Annotated in this window: 16 protein-coding genes; 7 read left to right on the top strand and 9 right to left on the bottom strand. The window is 67.7% G+C overall.

What is annotated here, in order from left to right; genetic code table 11:
* Positions 1-2 precede the first annotated feature (2 nt).
* Both glpK and MU521_RS06470 read right to left on the bottom strand, forming a co-directional pair.
* Positions 3-1,544 (bottom strand): glycerol kinase GlpK, encoded by a 1,542-nt coding sequence (glpK, locus tag MU521_RS06475; RefSeq protein ID WP_092688820.1) that lies wholly within the window; start codon positions 1,542-1,544, stop codon positions 3-5.
* 388 nt (positions 1,545-1,932) lie between these two features.
* Positions 1,933-2,244: a HAMP domain-containing protein gene (locus tag MU521_RS06470; RefSeq protein WP_139171059.1), complete on the bottom strand. Its 312-nt coding sequence runs from the start codon at positions 2,242-2,244 to the stop codon at positions 1,933-1,935.
* A gap of 237 nt (positions 2,245-2,481) precedes the next feature.
* Here MU521_RS06470 and glpA point away from each other — a divergent pair, with 237 nt between their 5' ends.
* From glpA to MU521_RS06450, 4 genes are all read left to right on the top strand, one after another.
* Complete coding sequence (gene glpA / locus MU521_RS06465; RefSeq protein WP_092689325.1) at positions 2,482-4,182, top strand: anaerobic glycerol-3-phosphate dehydrogenase subunit GlpA; 1,701 nt, start codon at positions 2,482-2,484, stop codon at positions 4,180-4,182.
* The gene (glpB, locus tag MU521_RS06460; protein ID WP_092688814.1) at positions 4,172-5,452 is read left to right on the top strand and encodes a glycerol-3-phosphate dehydrogenase subunit GlpB; all 1,281 of its coding nucleotides are present in this window, start codon (positions 4,172-4,174) and stop codon (positions 5,450-5,452) included. The genes glpA and glpB overlap by 11 nt, the downstream gene beginning before the upstream one ends.
* Entirely contained in the window at positions 5,449-6,771 is a 1,323-nt protein-coding gene (locus tag MU521_RS06455; RefSeq protein ID WP_092688811.1) for an anaerobic glycerol-3-phosphate dehydrogenase subunit C, read from the top strand. The genes glpB and MU521_RS06455 overlap by 4 nt, the downstream gene beginning before the upstream one ends.
* 103 nt (positions 6,772-6,874) lie before the next feature.
* Complete coding sequence (locus tag MU521_RS06450; RefSeq protein WP_092688808.1) at positions 6,875-7,444, top strand: structural protein; 570 nt, start codon at positions 6,875-6,877, stop codon at positions 7,442-7,444.
* Position 7,445: 1 nt separating this feature from the next.
* Here MU521_RS06450 and MU521_RS06445 read toward each other — a convergent pair whose 3' ends face one another.
* The gene (locus MU521_RS06445) at positions 7,446-9,302 is read right to left on the bottom strand and encodes a histidine kinase N-terminal 7TM domain-containing protein (protein ID WP_092688805.1); all 1,857 of its coding nucleotides are present in this window, start codon (positions 9,300-9,302) and stop codon (positions 7,446-7,448) included.
* A 141-nt stretch (positions 9,303-9,443) separates the two neighbouring features.
* Here MU521_RS06445 and gfo6 point away from each other — a divergent pair, with 141 nt between their 5' ends.
* Positions 9,444-10,526, top strand: a complete 1,083-nt coding sequence (gene gfo6 / locus MU521_RS06440; RefSeq protein ID WP_092688802.1) for a D-xylose 1-dehydrogenase Gfo6 — start codon at positions 9,444-9,446, stop codon at positions 10,524-10,526.
* Here the strand turns inward: gfo6 and MU521_RS06435 are convergent, their stop codons facing one another.
* Genes MU521_RS06435 through MU521_RS06425 form a run of 3 tightly spaced genes read right to left on the bottom strand, consistent with a single transcriptional unit; the run spans position 10,527 to position 13,033 of the window.
* The gene (locus tag MU521_RS06435; RefSeq protein WP_092688799.1) at positions 10,527-11,765 is read right to left on the bottom strand and encodes a mandelate racemase/muconate lactonizing enzyme family protein; all 1,239 of its coding nucleotides are present in this window, start codon (positions 11,763-11,765) and stop codon (positions 10,527-10,529) included.
* Between the two features lie 48 nt (positions 11,766-11,813).
* Entirely contained in the window at positions 11,814-12,080 is a 267-nt protein-coding gene (locus MU521_RS06430; protein WP_092688796.1) for a hypothetical protein, read from the bottom strand.
* Positions 12,081-12,106: 26 nt separating this feature from the next.
* Positions 12,107-13,033, bottom strand: coding sequence for a dihydrodipicolinate synthase family protein (locus MU521_RS06425; protein WP_092689322.1), 927 nt, complete (start codon positions 13,031-13,033; stop codon positions 12,107-12,109).
* A gap of 120 nt (positions 13,034-13,153) precedes the next feature.
* Between MU521_RS06425 and MU521_RS06420 the strand changes: the two genes are divergently transcribed.
* Positions 13,154-13,450, top strand: coding sequence for a MoaD/ThiS family protein (locus MU521_RS06420; RefSeq protein ID WP_092688793.1), 297 nt, complete (start codon positions 13,154-13,156; stop codon positions 13,448-13,450).
* A gap of 5 nt (positions 13,451-13,455) precedes the next feature.
* Here MU521_RS06420 and MU521_RS06415 read toward each other — a convergent pair whose 3' ends face one another.
* Genes MU521_RS06415 through MU521_RS06405 form a run of 3 tightly spaced genes read right to left on the bottom strand, consistent with a single transcriptional unit; the run spans position 13,456 to position 15,442 of the window.
* Positions 13,456-13,935 (bottom strand): type II toxin-antitoxin system VapC family toxin, encoded by a 480-nt coding sequence (locus tag MU521_RS06415; RefSeq protein ID WP_092688790.1) that lies wholly within the window; start codon positions 13,933-13,935, stop codon positions 13,456-13,458.
* Complete coding sequence (locus MU521_RS06410; protein ID WP_092688787.1) at positions 13,932-14,150, bottom strand: AbrB/MazE/SpoVT family DNA-binding domain-containing protein; 219 nt, start codon at positions 14,148-14,150, stop codon at positions 13,932-13,934. Before MU521_RS06410 ends, MU521_RS06415 begins: the two co-directional genes overlap by 4 nt.
* A 41-nt stretch (positions 14,151-14,191) precedes the next feature.
* Complete coding sequence (locus tag MU521_RS06405; RefSeq protein WP_092688784.1) at positions 14,192-15,442, bottom strand: HAD family hydrolase; 1,251 nt, start codon at positions 15,440-15,442, stop codon at positions 14,192-14,194.
* Positions 15,443-15,540: 98 nt separating this feature from the next.
* On the opposite strand from MU521_RS06405, the gene gfcR reads away from it, so the two are divergent.
* Positions 15,541-16,179, top strand: a complete 639-nt coding sequence (gene gfcR / locus MU521_RS06400) for a transcriptional regulator GfcR (RefSeq protein WP_092688781.1) — start codon at positions 15,541-15,543, stop codon at positions 16,177-16,179.
* Positions 16,180-16,210 lie beyond the last annotated feature (31 nt).

Raw genomic sequence — 16,210 nt, 5'->3', positions numbered from 1 at the left:
GCTCAGTCACCACTCTCGCGGGCCCAGTCTTTCGAGCGCTCGACGGCGTCGTGCCAGCGCTCGAAGCGTGCGTCGGCATCGGACGGGTTCATCTCGGGAGCGAACTCGGCGTCGACGTGCCAGTTGTCCCGGAGTTCGGCCAGCGAGTCCCAGTAGCCGACCGCGAGGCCGGCGGCGTAGGCGGCCCCCAGCGCGGTCGTCTCGTCGACCTCCGGCCGGGCGATCTCGGTCCCGATGATGTCCGATTGCAGTTGACAGAGGAAGTTGTTCTTGACCGCACCGCCGTCGACTTTCAGCGTCCCCATCTCGACGCCCGCATCGGCCTCCATGGCCTCGGCCACGTCGCGGGTCTGGTAGGCGATGGCCTCCAGGGTCGCGCGGACGATGTGTTCGCGGCGCGTCCCGCGAGTCATCCCGACGATGGTCCCGCGGGCGCGGCCGTCCCAGTGGGGTGCACCGAGGCCGGTGAACGCGGGGACGACGTAGACGCCGTCGGTCCCGTCGACCGAGCGGGCGAGTTCGGCCGTCTCGGCGGGGTCGTCGATGAGGGCCACGTCTTCGAGCCACTCGATGGCCGCGCCGGTGACGAAGATCGACCCCTCCAGCGCGTACTGGACGGGGTCGCCCGAGCGCTGGAACCCGACGGTCGTGAGCAGACCGTGGTCGCTCTCGACGGCCTGGTCGCCGGTGTTCATCAGGAAGAAGGAACCGGTACCGTAGGTGTTCTTGGCGTCGCCGGCGTCGAAGCAGGTCTGGCCGAACAGGGCGGCCTGCTGGTCGCCCAGCGCGCCCGCGACCGGGATCGACGCATCGAGGAAGCCGTCGGGGTCGGTGTACCCGTAGTACCCCTCGTCCGAGGAGGGGCGCACCTCGGGCAGCATCGCCCGGGGGACCGAGAACTCCGCGAGCAGGTCCTCACACCACGCCATCTCGTGGATGTCGAACAGCATCGTCCGCGAGGCGTTGGTCACGTCGGTGACGTGGGTCCCCGTGAGGTTGTAGATCAGCCAGGCGTCGATAGTGCCCAGCAGGAGTTCGCCAGCCTCGGCGCGGTCCCGGGCGTCCTCGGTACGGGTCCGCTCCATCTTGATCGGGTCGGCGTTGTCCAGCAACCACTCGGCTTTCGTCGCCGAGAAGTAGGCGTCGGCCTCCAATCCCGTCTTCTCGCGAATCCAGTCGACTTTCCCCTCGCGTTCGAGTTGCTCGACGCGGTCCGTGGTCCGCCGATCCTGCCAGACGATGGCGTTGTGGATCGGGTCGCCCGTCTCGGCGTCCCAGACGACCGTCGTCTCGCGCTGGTTGGTGATGCCCAGCGCCGCCAGTCGGGTGGCCTCGATGCCCGCCTCGTCCAGCGCCCGCTCGATGACCGTCTTGGCGTTCTCCCAGATCTCGACGGCGTCGTGTTCGACCCAGCCGGGTTCCGGGTAGATCTGTTCGTGTTTCTCGTAGGCGTTGGCGACGACCTGCCCCCCGTGGTCGAAGACCATGAATCGGGTCCCTGTGGTCCCCTGGTCGATCGCACCCACGTAGTTGTCCCGTGTCATGGTGTCACTCGCTGGCACCGGAGACTGTTTTCTTTACTGCCACTGCGGTCATGCCGGTAAGAGGCAGGGTGTACCAAAATAAACCTTACGCAGAGATCCCGGTCGCGGATCGCCGACCTGCAGTCGTGCGGTATCGGACCTGCCCGGTCGCCGGAGCCACGGGTTAGCTCCGGTCTGACTCGTAGGCGCGGAGCTGGCGTTCGGCCTTGTCGGTGAGCCGTTCGAGCGCCTCGTCGACCGGCCGGCCCTCGCTCATCTCCTCGTAGGCCTCGGCGATCATGGTGCGGACGGTGTCGAACGGGCCGATGCGTGCGCCGCTGGTGGCGACGGACTGGCGGGTCTCCCGGAGCTGGTCGAACGCGGTCGCGTAGTGGGGGTTCTCGTCGAACTACCCCTCGCGGTCCAGTTGCGAGACCGCCCGTTCGTGGACCGGGAAGTAGCCGGTCGCCTCGTGCCAGCGGACCTGCTGATCGGGCTGGGCGAGCCAGCCGCCGAACTCGTCGACCGACTCGAACCGGTCGGCCCAGTCGTCGAGCATGTCGTTGTATGCCCGTGCGAGGGCGGCCAGCGCCTCGTCGTCGACGTCCTCGTTCATTCGTCGCCCGAGATCGCCCCCGGCGTTGTCCTCGATCACGGCCACGAACTCCCGGATCCGCTCCGGGGAGTGTTCCTCCGGGGTGGATCGGTTCGAGCCTGCCACTGTCACCGCCCCCGGTCGGCCGAACTGCGCCGGTCGCTCGCCGGCGGCGACGGGACTCGGCGATCCTCCGTGCAACGGGTCCGGTCGTACATCGATGCGTGTTCGGGCCGGACACCGGAACAGACGATAATCGTTTCGCCCGGATTTCAGTTTTTGAGAGGTGTTCTCTGTGATTTATCGGCGGTGGGAAGCCTGCGGTAAAAATATGTGCGAGCGGCCCAAGTGACCGACAGTGCGATGGCGGACACACCGAGCGTTCTGGTGATCGGCGGTGGGTCGACAGGCTGTGGTATCGCCCGTGACCTTGCAATGCGCGGTGTCGACGTGACGCTCGTCGAGCAGGGCAACCTGACCCACGGGACGACCGGGCGAATGCACGGCCTGCTCCACAGCGGCGGGCGCTACGCCGTGGCCGACCAGGCCAGCGCCCGGGAGTGCATCCAGGAGACCCACGTCCTCGAAGACATCGCGAGCCACTGCGTCGAGGAGACCGGCGGCCTGTTCGTCAAACGCCCCGAGGACAGCGAGGCGTACTTCGAGCGGAAACTCCGGGGCTGTGCGGAGTGTGACATTCCGACCGAGGTCCTCTCGGGCCGGGAGGCACGCGAGCGCGAGCCCTACCTCGCCGAGGACGTGGACAGGGCGATCGCGGTGCCCGACGGGGCGGTCGATCCCTTCCGGCTCTGCGTTGCCAACGCCGCGAGCGCACAGAACCACGGCGCGCGGATCGAGACCCACACCGAGGTGACCGACCTGCTCGTCGAGGCCGGCGAGGTCGTCGGGGCGGCGGTCCGACACGGGAGCGGTCCCGGCAAACGGACCCACGAGACGGCGGGCACGACCGAGCGGATCGAGGCCGACCACGTGATCAACGCGACGGGCGCGTGGGCCGGCCGGATCGGCAAGATGGCCGGCGTCGACGTGGCGGTCCGGCCCTCGAAGGGCGTGATGACCGTCATGAACGTCCGGCAGGTCGACACCGTAATCAATCGGTGCAAGCCGAAGGGCAACGCCGACATCGTCGTCCCGCACGAGACCACCTGCATCCTCGGGACTACCGACGAGGAGGTCGCGGACCCCGAGGACTACCCCGAGGAACAGTGGGAGGTCGACCTCATGATCGAGGAGCTCTCGAAGCTCCTCCCGGTCCTGCAGGAGGCCCGGACGATCCGATCCTACTGGGGCGTGCGTCCGCTGTACGAACCGCCGGACTCCGGCACGGCCGACTCGGAGGACATCACGCGGGATTTCTTCCTGCTCGACCACGCCGACCGGGACGGCCTGCCGGGGCTCACCACCATCGTCGGCGGGAAGTTCACCACCTACCGGATGATGGCCGAGGACATCAGCGATCACGTCTGTGACCGACTGGGGGTCTCGGCCACCTGTCGGACCGCCGAAGTCCCCCTGCCGGGGAGCCGCGACGAACGTGTCCTCGACGACGCGATGGGCGAGTTCGGGCTGACCTCGCCGGTCGCGCGCCGGAGCAAACAGCGACTCGGCGACCGCGCGTCCGACGTGCTCGACACCGAGGGCCCGAACCCCGTGATCTGTTCGTGTGAGGGCGTCACCCGTGCGGAACTACAGGACGCCATCGAGGGGTCGGGGACGGACCTCAACGCAGTTCGCATCCGGACGCGTGCGTCGATGGGCAACTGCCAGGGCGGCTTCTGCGCCCACGCGATGGCGGGGGAACTGCACCCCGAGTACGACGCCGAACAGGCGACCGCGGCACTCGACGAACTGTATCAGGAGCGCTGGAAGGGCCAGCGCCACGCGCTGTGGGGCGAACAGCTCTCCCAGGCGATGCTCAGCTACGCGCTCCACGCAACGACGATGAATCGAGACGGTGGGGCGCTCGATCCGACGGGGACCGGGGACGCCGATCACGCTGTCGACTTCGCCGCCTTCGACGGAGGTGCCTCCGATGGCGATTGAGCAGGAGGTGCTGGTGATCGGCGGCGGACTGGCCGGCATCACCGCCGCCGTCTCGGCCGCCCGGGCCGGCGCGGACGTGCGCCTGGTCTCGTACAAACAGCCTACGCTCCGGCACGCTAGCGGCCTGATCGACGTGCTGGGCTACACGCCTGACGGCGAGGGCCCGCTGGTCGACCCCTTCGCGGCGCTTTCCGACCTCCCAGAGGGCCACCCCTACGAGCGCGTCGGCGAGGACGCAGTTCGGTCCGGACTGGCGTTGTTCGACGACTTCGCCGACGATACCTACGAGGGCAACCACACGGAACGCAACGCGCTGGTCCCGACGCAGGGGGGGCGCGTCAAGCCGACGGCGCGCTATCCCGCCAGCGCGGCCGCGGGGCTGGCCAGCGACGAGCGCGACGCCCTGCTGGTCGGGTTCGAACGGCTGGTGGAATTCGACGCGCCGCTGTCGGCCGACCGGCTGAACGCGGCCGGCGCGCCCTTCCGGGCCCGCGGCGCCACCGTCGAGTTTCCCGTCGAGTTGAGTGCGGACCCGAAGGTGACCCGCTTCGCGCACCTGCTCGACCGGGACGAGGGCGGCGAGGAGAGTCAGGACGGGAGCATCCGCCGGGCACTGGCCCAGCGCGTCGCCACCCACCTCGATGGCGAGACGCGGGTGGGATTCCCGGCCGTGCTGGGCGACGACCACCCGGAGGCAGTGCGGGCCGACCTCGAGTCCCACCTCGGCGTCGACGTCTTCGAGGTTCCGATGGGGCCGCCGAGCCTCCCCGGCCTTCGACTGGAAGAGCGGCTCTACGACGCGCTGGACCGCGAAGGCGTCCGCATCGAGACCGGGAACCCCGTGGTCGGCTACGAGGCGGGTGCGGACGGCGACTGGGTCGCGGCCGTGACCGTCGACCGCAACGGTGCGACGGTCCCCTACGCGGCCGAGCAGTTCGTGCTGGCGACCGGCGGACTGGTCGGGAAGGGCATCGACTCCGACCGCGCGGGCGTCGAGGAGCCCATCTTCGACTGCCACGTCGCCCACCCGCCGGACCGCTACGACTGGTTCGACGACGACGCCTTCGGCGACCACCGCTTCGCCCGGTTTGGCGTCGACCCCGACCGTGAGTTGCGGCCCCGTGGTGCTCGGGGCGCGGTCGAGTTCGACAACCTCCGGGCGGCGGGCGCGGTACTGGGCAACTACGACTTCGCGGCCGAGAAATCCGGCAGCGGCGTCTCGCTGGCGACCGGAACTCTGGCGGGCAGGCTGGCAGGTGAGACCACGTGAGCGACGCAGACTCTCCCCACGACCCAGGTGTACCGAACGACGAGATTCCCGACGACGAGTTCGAGCCTGTCGACGTGTTCCCCGAGTCGGAGCTGGACCTGCGGTCCGGGGCCGACGACTGCTACAAGTGCTCGACCTGCGACACGAACTGTCCCGTCGCCGAGGTCGACGACGAGTTCCCCGGCCCGAAGTTCCAGGGGCCCGAGCAGTGGCGGCTCAAGCGCAAGGACGACGCCGACATCGACCCGTCGATCATGGACTGCTCGAACTGTATGCGCTGTGACGACGCCTGCCCCTCGGACGTGCCCCTCAGCCAGATGCACAACGAGGCCCGCGCCGAGTACGTCGAGGAGGGGATGAGCAAGCTCTCCGTCGAGTACTGGCGCAACCGCATCCTCGCCAACTACCGCAAAGGGGCGTGGCTCGGGAGCAAATTCCCGCGCCTGACAAACACCCTCGCGAACAACGGGCCACTCCGCAAACTCGGCGAGAAACTGTTCGGCCTCACTGCCGAACGCGAGTTCCCTGCCTTCGCCACGCAGACGTTCAGGGAGTGGTGGGCGGAGCGAGGTGGCGCGCAGGTCCAGAGTGAAGACAAACGCGTCGCGTACTTCCACGGCTGTTACGCCAACTACAACACCCCGGAAGTGGCCAAGGCGATGGTCCGGACTTTCGAACACTTCGGCTACGAGATCGTCGTCCCCGAGCAGGGCTGTTCGGGGACGCCCATGTTCGCCAACGGGATGCTCGACGACGCCCGCCGGGACGCAGAGACCAATATCTCGTCCTTCTCGGAGTTGATCGACGAGGGCTACGACGTGATCTGTTCCTGCACCTCCTGTTCGATGGCGCTCCGCCAGGAGTACCCCGAGCTCTTTACCATCGAGGGCACTGCCGACGTGGCCGCCCACACCTACGAGGCTCTGGAGTACCTGCGGATTCACGAGGACCTCCGTGGGGCACTCGGCGACGCCGAGATCGACGGGGACGGCGAGGACCTGGCCTACCACGCACCGTGTCACGCCCGGAACCAGGGGCTGGACCGGCAGGCCGTCGAGTTGTTCCGGGACCTGGACGGCGTCGGGGTCGAGGACGTGGGCGACTCCTGTTCGGGCATCTCGGGGACCTACGGCTGGAAGGCCGAGAAGTACGAGAAATCGATGGCCATCGGCGAGGAGATGTTCGAGGAGATGGAGGAGGCCGAGGGGCAGACGGGCATGACGGAGTGTCCGACCTGTGCGATGCAGATGGAACACGGGTCGGGCTACGAGATCCGCCACCCGCTGGAGGTTCTGGAAGCCGCGCTGGTCGAGGGTTGATCACGATTGGCGGCTGTTCGGTCGGGCGCTCGACTGGCCCCGCACAGCTTCCGACGTGAAACGCGCCGGAACTTTATATCGGAGACGCAGAATAGCGGAGAACATGGGTTTGCGTAGCTGGGTCACCGGGTTGCTCGGCGACGAGGGGAGCGCGGCCAGCACTGCCGACGACGGTGACGACGGACAGCTCGAACTCACCGTCGACGTGGAGCGCCGGGCCGGGTCGATGCTGGAACACTACGGGCTCTCGGGCGAGGACGCCCGCCAGATCGCCGAGATCCTGGCCGCGGAATTGGCTCGCGAGGAGGGGTACGCCCGGTCGATGATCGCCGACCGGGTGGCCCGGGAACTCGACATGGACGACGACCGCGCCCGGACCATCGTCGACACGGAGGTGGCGTCGATCCGGAACCTGGCCCGGGTCCGGACGTTCACCGAGCAGGCCGGCGAAGAGGTCCGGTTCCGCTGGATCGACTCGGTCGGACAGGACGACTCGCCGGTCTGTGCGGACGTTCGGGCCGCCATCGACGAGCGCGGACCGGTCAGTCTCGGCGAGTTGCGGTCGATCATCCGCGAGGCCGCCGCCGAGCATCCCTCGGGCACGCCCGAGCGGGCCGACGACCTCGTCCCCCACGAGCAGTGTCGCCACACCGTCGTCCGGCACGTCGAGTGAGTCAGGGAACCGGTTCGTCCTCCAGTGCGGGTTCCCCGCCGACGAGCCCGGTGATCCGGAACTCCGCCCCGCCGTCGACACTTTCGGCCACGTCGATTTCCCAGCCGTGAGCGTCGACGATCGTACTGACGATAGACAGGCCGAGTCCAGTTCCGTTTTCGCTGGTGGTGTATCCCTGCTCCAGGACGGCATCGCGCTGGTCTTCGGGGATTCCGGGGCCGTCGTCGGCCACGTAGAATCCGCGGGGGCCGGCCGCGGACCGGTCGTCCGCGTCCGGTTCGTCGTCGATCATGCCGACTGTCACCGTCACCCCGTCGTCGGCGTCGGTCGCGTCCCCTCGCGAGTCGGGGTGCGTGGAGCCGTGTTCCACACTGTTTCGGAACAGGTTCTCGAACAGTTGCAGGAGGCGGTTCCGGTCGGCCTCGAACTCGGCGTCGTCGCGGCAGGTCAGGGTCGCCGCACCGGTCTCGACGTTTGCCCAGGCCGCTTCGGCGATGCCACAGAGCGAGACGCGCTCGGTCTCGTCGACGGTCTGACCCTGCCGGGCCAGCGTCAGCACGTCTTCGATGATCGTCTCCATCCGCTCGTGGGCGTTCTCCGCGCGGTCGAGGTACTCGAACTGTTCGTTTCGCCGGGCCAGTTCGATGGCCCCGTCGGCGACGTTCAGCGGGTTCCGGAGGTCGTGGGAGACGATTCCGGCGAAATCCTCGAGTTGCTCGTTCTGGCGTCTGAGTTCGGCAGTTCGCTCTTCGAGAGTCTGTTTGCGGCGTTCGCGCTCGGTCACGTCGTGGATCAGCGAGACGCGCCCGGTCGCGCCCTCGCCGTCGAGTTCGGTGATCAGCACGTCGAAACAGCGTTGCTCGCCGGTCGGCGTCCGGACCCAGACGCCGGAGAAGTTCCCGGCGACGCCCGAATCGAGCAGTCGCGTGTCGTCCTCGTCGACGAAGATATCCGGTGGGAGGACTTCCTTGAGTGGACGGCCGACGACGCGGGCATCGGGATCACCGAGGATCTTCCGCCCCATCGGGTTGATGTCGACGACGCGGTTGCGGTGGTCCGTCACGAGCATCCCCCCGCCCATCTCCTCGATCATGGCGGTCCGGGCGACCGGCGCGAGGCTCTTGGACTGGGAGCCGAACAGTTCGAGAATCGGCTTGAGCGGGAGGAACCCGTAGGATCGGTAGCCCACGAACACCAGCAGGGAGAGCGAGCCGAACACGAGATTCGCCAGCGGCGCTAGCGTGTAGTGCGGCGTCGGGCTCAGTCCGACACTACTCAGCGCGTGACAGGCTGTCAGCAGGAGGCTGTAGGCCAGAAAGAAGAACGTCCGCTTCCGGTAGACGTTCCGCGAGCCGACGAACTTCCCGAACAGGTAGTAGTCGCCGACGAACAACAGCGTGTAGGTGTAAGCGACGACGCCCCAGAACACCGGGCCGTACCCGGCCGCGAGCGTCGGCTGGCTGGCGTACCCGAGACGGACGGGCCCGAGTCCGGCGGCCCCGGCGACGCTCAGGACGCCGACGGCGAAGACGGCGAGCGGGACGATGGCCAGTCCCGCGACGAGTCGCGTGGACACAGCACCCGTGTGACCCGTGTACTGGCAGGCAAAGAGGAACAGCGCCGGCCCGATGAACGACATGGCGAACAGCGAGAGGGCGGCCCCGGCGGCCTCGCTCACCGGTCCACCGACGACGACCAGCACCTGGCCGAACGCCCATAGCGCCAGACTGACCTCGACGAACAGCAGCGGGGTCGTTCCCGACTTGGGACGCTCGTTCCAGAGCAGCGCCGCGACCGCCGTCGAGAGCGCACCGGAGATAACGAGCAACCCCGCGAGAACAGGGATGCCGTTTGACATAGAGGGACCTCGTCGCACTCCGGTTTAACTGTACGCACGAGGGTATCAGTGCTGATAACAGCATGGGGCGTGGACCCGTCGCGGCGACCTGTCGACCGGTCGACCCACACGCCTTTTCGCGTGCGGGGGCAAATCGGAGATATGGATCTCGCCACCGTCCTCGACGAGTTCACGGCGCGGGACTGGCAGGTCGCGGCCGACGACGCCGGCCCGCTCCGCGTCGCCGTGGTCGGACTGGGCTGGTGGACCCGCGAGGAGGCGATCCCCGCCATCGCGGACTCACAACTGTGTGAGACGACCGTCGCCGTCAGCCGGACCCGCGAGAAGGCCCGCGAGGTCGCGGCCGAGTTCGACGGGATCGAACGCGGGCTCTCGGCCGACGCGTTCCACGACGGCGCGGCGACCGACGCCTACGACGCCGTCTACGTCGCCACGCCCAACGCCACCCACCTCGAATACGTCGAGTCCGCCGCGGAGTTCGGGAAGGCCGTCCTCTGTGAGAAGCCGATGGAAGCAGGCGTCGAGCGGGCCGAACGGATGGTCGCGGCCGCCGACCGCGCCGAGATCACACTGATGGTCGCCTACCGGATGCACACCGAACCCGCCGTGCGGCGGGTCAGGGACCTCCTCCGGGCGGGACTGCTCGGCGATCCCGTCGCCGTCCACGGCCACATGTCCCAGCGCCTCATGGAGATGCACCCGAACCCCGACCAGTGGCGGCTGGACCCCGACCTGGCCGGTCCCGGAGCCTCCGTCACCGACATCGGTCTCTACCCGCTCAACACCGCCCGCTTCCTGCTGGAATCCGATCCCGTTGCGGTGCAGGCGTCGATGGACTCCTCCGGGGAAGCGTTCGCCGACGTACCGGACGAGCGGGCCGCGTTCAGCCTCGAATTTCCAGCGGGGGTGTTCGCGACCTGCACGGCCAGCCAGCACGCCACACAGTCGAGTCACATCGAAGTGATCGGTACCGAGGGCCGCGTCCGGATCGACCCGGCCTTCTTCCCCAGCGAACCCCGGCAGGTGACCATCACGCGGGGTAGAACGACCGTCGACGTGGACTTCGAGCAGGTCGACGAGATGCGCGAGGAGTTCGACTACTTCGCGGACTGCGTGCTCACCGGTCGCGATCCCGAAGCCGACGGCGCACACGGGTTGACCGACATGCGGGCCATCGAGGCCATCTACGAGGCCGGCGAGGGCGGCGAGCGGGTCGAACTCTGACTACGCCGCATCGAACAGTTCTTCACCGTCGACCACGTGCTCGGCCACGGCGTCCATGTCGAGCGTGATCCCGAGCCCCGGCTCTTCGGGGACCTCGATCCGGCCGTCTTCGATGACCGATTCCTCGACCAGTTCGTCCCACCAGCCCAGTTCGTAGGAGTGGAACTCGACTGCCAGCGCGTTCGGGATCGACGTGCCCACGTGGGCAGCGGCGACCGTCGCCACCGGCGAGGAGACGTTGTGCATCGCCACGGGGACGTAGTGCTGGTTCGCCACGTCGGCGATCTTCCGGGTCTCGCGCATCCCGCCGACCTTGGGCATGTCCGGGGCCACGATGTCGACGGCCCCGCGTTCGATCAGCCGACGGAGTTCGGTCACGCGATACCGGTTCTCGCCGACGGTGATCGGGGTCGTCGTCGAGCGCGTCACGCGCTCTTGCACGTCGAGATTCTCCGGCGGGACGGGGTCTTCGAGCCACCACACGTCGTACTCCTCGATGGCGGCGGCCAGCCGTTCGGCGGAGTTGCCCGAGAACGTCCAGTGACAGTCGAAGGCCACGTCCGCCCGGTCCCGGACGCGCTCGGTGACCCGCTCGACGATCTCGGCCTTGTGCCGGATCTCGCCGGGCCGGAGGTGACGGTTGGCGCGGTCCTTTTCGAGGCCACTGGGCACGTCCAGATCGAACTTCAGCGCGTCGTAGCCCAACTCGTCGACGACGCGTTCGGCCTCGTCGGCGCAGGCCTCGGGGTCTGCCTCTGCTTCGGTGTGACAGTCACAGTAGACACGCACCGAGTCGCGGTACTTCCCGCCCAGGAGCTGGTAGGCGGGCAGGTCAAGGATCTTCCCCGCGAGGTCGTGGAGCGCGACCTCGATCCCGGCGATGGCGGTGACGGTGACACCTTCGACCGATCCCTCACCGGAGGTCTTCTGGACGAGGTGTTCGTAGAGGCGGTCGACGTCGAGGGGGTTCTCGCCGACGAGGAACGGTTTCATCCGCGCGATCAACTCGGGGACACCCGCGCCCCAGTAGGCTTCGCCGGTGCCGACGATTCCCGCGTCGGTATACACGCGGACGAGCGTCCACGGGAAGTTGCCGTCGACCATCGTCGTCTGCACGTCCGTAATCGCCACGTCGCGGCCGCCGCCGCGTTTCGCCCGGACGCCCATGGACTCCGCCGAGAGGTCCCGCATCGTGTACTCGGCGTTGGGGTCGCGAAGCCGTTCGTAGTCGATGCCCATGGCGCCCATTTCACGCGCGAGCCCTAAAACACGGGGGCGCGAGTGCGGTCACTCGGCGTCGTCGTCCTCGACCATCTCGTCGAGTTCCCGGCGGAGTTCGTGGCGGTCGGAGTCGATGTCGGCGTTGAGTCGCTTGAGGTAGACGGCGAACAGCATGACGAGGCTGGCGGCGACCACCAGCACGGCGACGAAACCGGCGAAGACCTGTGCTGTCTGGCTGTTCTGGATCGCAGCCAAGATCATGATCGCGATTCCGGCCACCAGCAGGACGGCGACCGCGGGCAGGCCGACGAGGCGGCTGAGTGACCGCAACATGTCACCGACTCGCCCCGGCAACAGCATCAACGTTTGGGCTCTCCCAGCAGTCCGAGGTCGTCGAGGTCCGCCCGCAGGGCAACGCGGTCGTCGTCGTCCATCCGCCGGAGTGGGCGGCGAAGCGGCCCCACGTCGAAGTCGAGGTCGCGCAGTGAGAGCGCGGTCTTGACTCCGGCCATGTACGGGCCGCGTTGCATCGCGTCCCGGACCTCGTAGACTCGGCTCTGCAACTCGCGAGCGCGGGCCTCGTCGCCGTCGGCGTAGGCCGCGTAGAGGTCGACGACGAGTTCGGGGAAGGCGTTGGCGACGGCGCTGACCAGCCCGGCACAGCCGACTTCCAGCCCGGGGAACAGCAGCGAGTCAGACCCCGCCAGGAAACTCAACTCGGGGTGGCGGTCGATGGCCTGTGCGAGCCAGGGCACGTCCTTGCTCGAATCCTTCAGCCCCGCGACCCCGTCGATGGCGGCGATTTCGTCGAGCGCGGCCAGCGAGAGTTCGTTCCCGGTCCGGGAGGGGATGTGGTAGACGTACACCGGTACGTCCACGGCCGCCGCGACCCGGCGGTAGTGATCCACGGCCGCCTCGTGGTCCAGTGGGTAGTAGTACGGCGTGACGACGATGACGCCGTCGGCACCGGCGTCGGCCGCGTGTTCGGCGTTGGCGACCGTTTGTCGCGTGCTCGGCGCGCCGACGCCGGGGACCACGGGGACGGACTCGATCACGTCCACGACGGTCTCGACGACCCGGCGGCGTTCCGCGGGCGTCAGGAGCGCGAACTCGCCGTTGGTTCCGAGCGGGAAGACGCCGTGACAGCCCGCTTCGACGACGAAGCGGGCGTGGGCCGCGGTCGCGTCGAGATCGACCGACTCCTCGTCGTCGAAGGCCGTGACGGTCGGCGGCACCACACCGTGCAGGGAGAGCGGATCGTCGCTCCCGGCGGTCGAATCTGCCATCGTGTCGACCTCCACGCCCGGGCGGGTAAGCCCTTTCCCGCACCCGACGCCACCACGCCAATTCTCTTTTTCGAGTGTGAGTTAACTTTTTGACGCTGGAGCCAGTATGGGTGAGTATCCATGTGCGACATCGACATCAGCCGTTCGCTCGCGGCACGGGTTGGGGCCCAGGAGGCACACATCGGTGTGCGCGAGGGCGATACGGTACGGGACGTGATCGACCGGCTCGCGGCCGAGTACGGCTCCCAGGTCGCCAGCGGCATGCTCGACGGGAATCGCCTGCGCTCCGACGTGATCGCCGTCCGAAACCCCGACACGGGGCACGAATCGGTCACCGCTGACACGGCCCTCCAGCCCGGCGATAGTCTGGAGTTTCACCTGACCTCCGAACACGAGAAAGTGAGCGGCTCGGCCTGATTCGCCTACTCTTCTATCTGCAGCATCTCGACGTCGAAGTAATCCCGGAAGAAACCGCCGTCGAAAGTGAGCAGGGTACCGGCGGTTTCGGCGTGTGCGCCGATCAGGAAGTCCGCTGCGACGTGCTGGCGTGCGGTGATCGACGACTCGCAGTCGGGACACTCGAAGGTTGTCTCGCGTCCGCAGGTCGAACACTGTAGTTTCTCACCTCGACGGGACACGTACGTCTGAAAACACTCGCCAGCGCGTGCCGCGGTGTCGCGGGTAATGGGTTCGACCGCGATACCGGTATCGTCGAGGAAGTACTCGAGCCCATCTCGGTCCTCGAACGTGTCGTCGGCGGCGAGTTCGGCGTACACGATCGGATTGATCGTGATTTTCCCGGCTTCGTCGGCCGCCACGAGAGCGCGTTTCGCTCGCTGGTTGTGCGCATCGTCGGGATAGAGGAGTGCAAGCAGAGCACTCGTATCTACGACGGTCGTCATCGCGTCTCTCGAAGTTCGTCCATGCGGTCGGTGACGGTGTCGTCCGTGTCTGCCACACCCCGCCACTTCTCGAAGCGGGACTCGTCGACGTCCTTCCGCACGACGTAGCCCTCCTCGGTTTCGACGAAAGTGATTTCGTCGCCCGGTCTGATTCCGAGTTCTTCCCGGATCGACTTCGGAATCGTGACCTGTCCCTTCTCGGTGACCCGCGTCATGGTAGTACCTAACCAGTATTACCGTTAAAGTATTACGGCAGTCAGGACTCCAGCCGCGCCAGCCGGTTCAGCGCGTAGATCGTCGCCAGCACGTCGGTCGCGTCGCCGGGATCGAAGACGAGTTCGTCGGTGTTCATCACGTGCTCCAGCACGTCCCGGGAGGCGTGTTCGGGCGCGGCCGCGAGGCCGTACTCGTTCTCGGCGACCCACTCCATCACTCGAAGATCGCTCTTCGAGTCGCCCATGACGACGCAGAAGGGGTCGTCGATCCCCAGCACGTCGACGGCGGCCTCGACGCCGGCGACCTTGTTGAGTTCGAGACTGCCGATCTCGGCGGCGTCGGCCTCGTAGTAGGCCACGTCGATTCGGTCGAACACGGCAGCGACGGCCTCCGGCACGGCCTCGGGGTCGGTGTCGACCGTCGCCCCCGCCTGTTCCAGCACCGTGCGGATCTCGGGGTCCTGGGCGGCGTAGTAGGCCCGTGCCCAGGCACCGGCGTTCTCGGCGTCCTCGGCAACCTCCTCCAGGACTGCGTCACCGAGCAGATCGAGCATGTAGATCAGCGCGTCGTCGATCACCTCGCGAGCGCGGGGACTCCCCGTCTCGAAGTTGGGTTTCAGCGTGACGTTGAACTCGTTGCCCTGGAGGTGACAGCCTCGCCGGAGGTCCTCGGGGGCGGCCGAGAGGACCCGCGAGCGAACGGCGTCGAAGACCGCCTGAATCTCCGGGTCGAGGTCCTCGTAGAGCAGTTGCTTGGTGTCGCCGCCGTGGCCGGGCGTGAACACGCCGGTGCCGGCCTCGTAGACGACGCTCACGTCCCCGGAGTGGACGAGTTCGTTGCCCAGCCCCTGGATCAGGAAGCCCTTGACGTTCTCCAGGGTCTGGCCGGTACAGACGACGATTGGCATGCCGGTCTCGTGGAACTCGGTCAGGAGGTGCAGGGTGTCCCGGGGGATCTCGTTGTCGGTCCGCCCGGCCGACCGGAGGGTCTCGTCCACGTCCAGCACGAGGGCGTTGACCGCGCGGTCGTACTTGGTGAGCAGGTCAAGCGCCGTGAAGGCCTGTTCGCGGGTCGCGGTCGCGGCGATGTCGGCGAGGGTCTCGCCGGTCGCGGGGAAGGCCTCGCGGATCTCGTCTTTGCCGTCGGCGAGTTCCTCGCTGGCGTTCTGCCAGTGTTCCAGGGCCACCCGCGAGTCCACGGGCGGGAACAGGTCGACGAAGTCCTGGTAGGCCCGCAACTGCCCGGTGTCGAACTCGTCGAACAGCCGATACAGCTGATCGTAACGCTCCATGTCCACTCTGGGCCGGCGACGGACAAAAGACTCGGGGCAGCGGGCGGCAGGTCGGAGACGGGAAAAGGACATTACCGGCGGCGGTCAACCACGTTGGTATGAAGAACATCGACGACCTCATGACCAGCGCGGCGGAGCTGGCCGAGCGGGGCCTCTCGAAGGGCGAAATCGCCGACGAGCTGAACGTCTCCCGCGAGACCGCGAGCTGGCTGGTCGAGCGCAGCGACGGCCCACAGACCAAGGGCACGCAGGAACCGACCGGCGGCGGCCCCGAGGACATCCACGTCGACTGGAACGCCATCGGTCGCGACTCGAACCGACTGGGCCACGTCGGCTCGGCGATGGCCGACCTCCTCTCGAAACAGGGCGAGGCAGTCGACCTCACCATCGGGATCGAGAAGGCGGGCGCGCCGCTGGCGACGACGGTCGCCCGCGAACTCGATACGGACCTGGGGACCTACGCACCCCGGAAACACCAGTGGGACGACGACGACATGGACGAGCTCGGCGGCACGTTCTCCCGGAACTTCGCCCAGATCCGCGACCGGGACTGCTACGTCGTCGACGACACCATCACCAGCGGCACGACGATGACCGAGACGGTGCAGGCCATCCGCGACCAGGGCGGCGAACCGGTGGCCTGCGTCGTCCTCGTCGACAAGCAGGGCGTCTCGGACATCGAGGGTGTCCCCGTGTACTCGCTGGTGCAGGTCATCCGCGTGGGCAACGACGAGTGAAGGGACACACTGATTTGAGTCGTCGGCCTGT

The organism is Halorientalis regularis, from assembly GCF_023698535.1.
Classification (GTDB): domain Archaea; phylum Halobacteriota; class Halobacteria; order Halobacteriales; family Haloarculaceae; genus Halorientalis; species Halorientalis regularis.
Note: the sequence above shows the minus strand (reverse complement) of the source record. Positions and strands in the feature narration are given on the sequence as shown.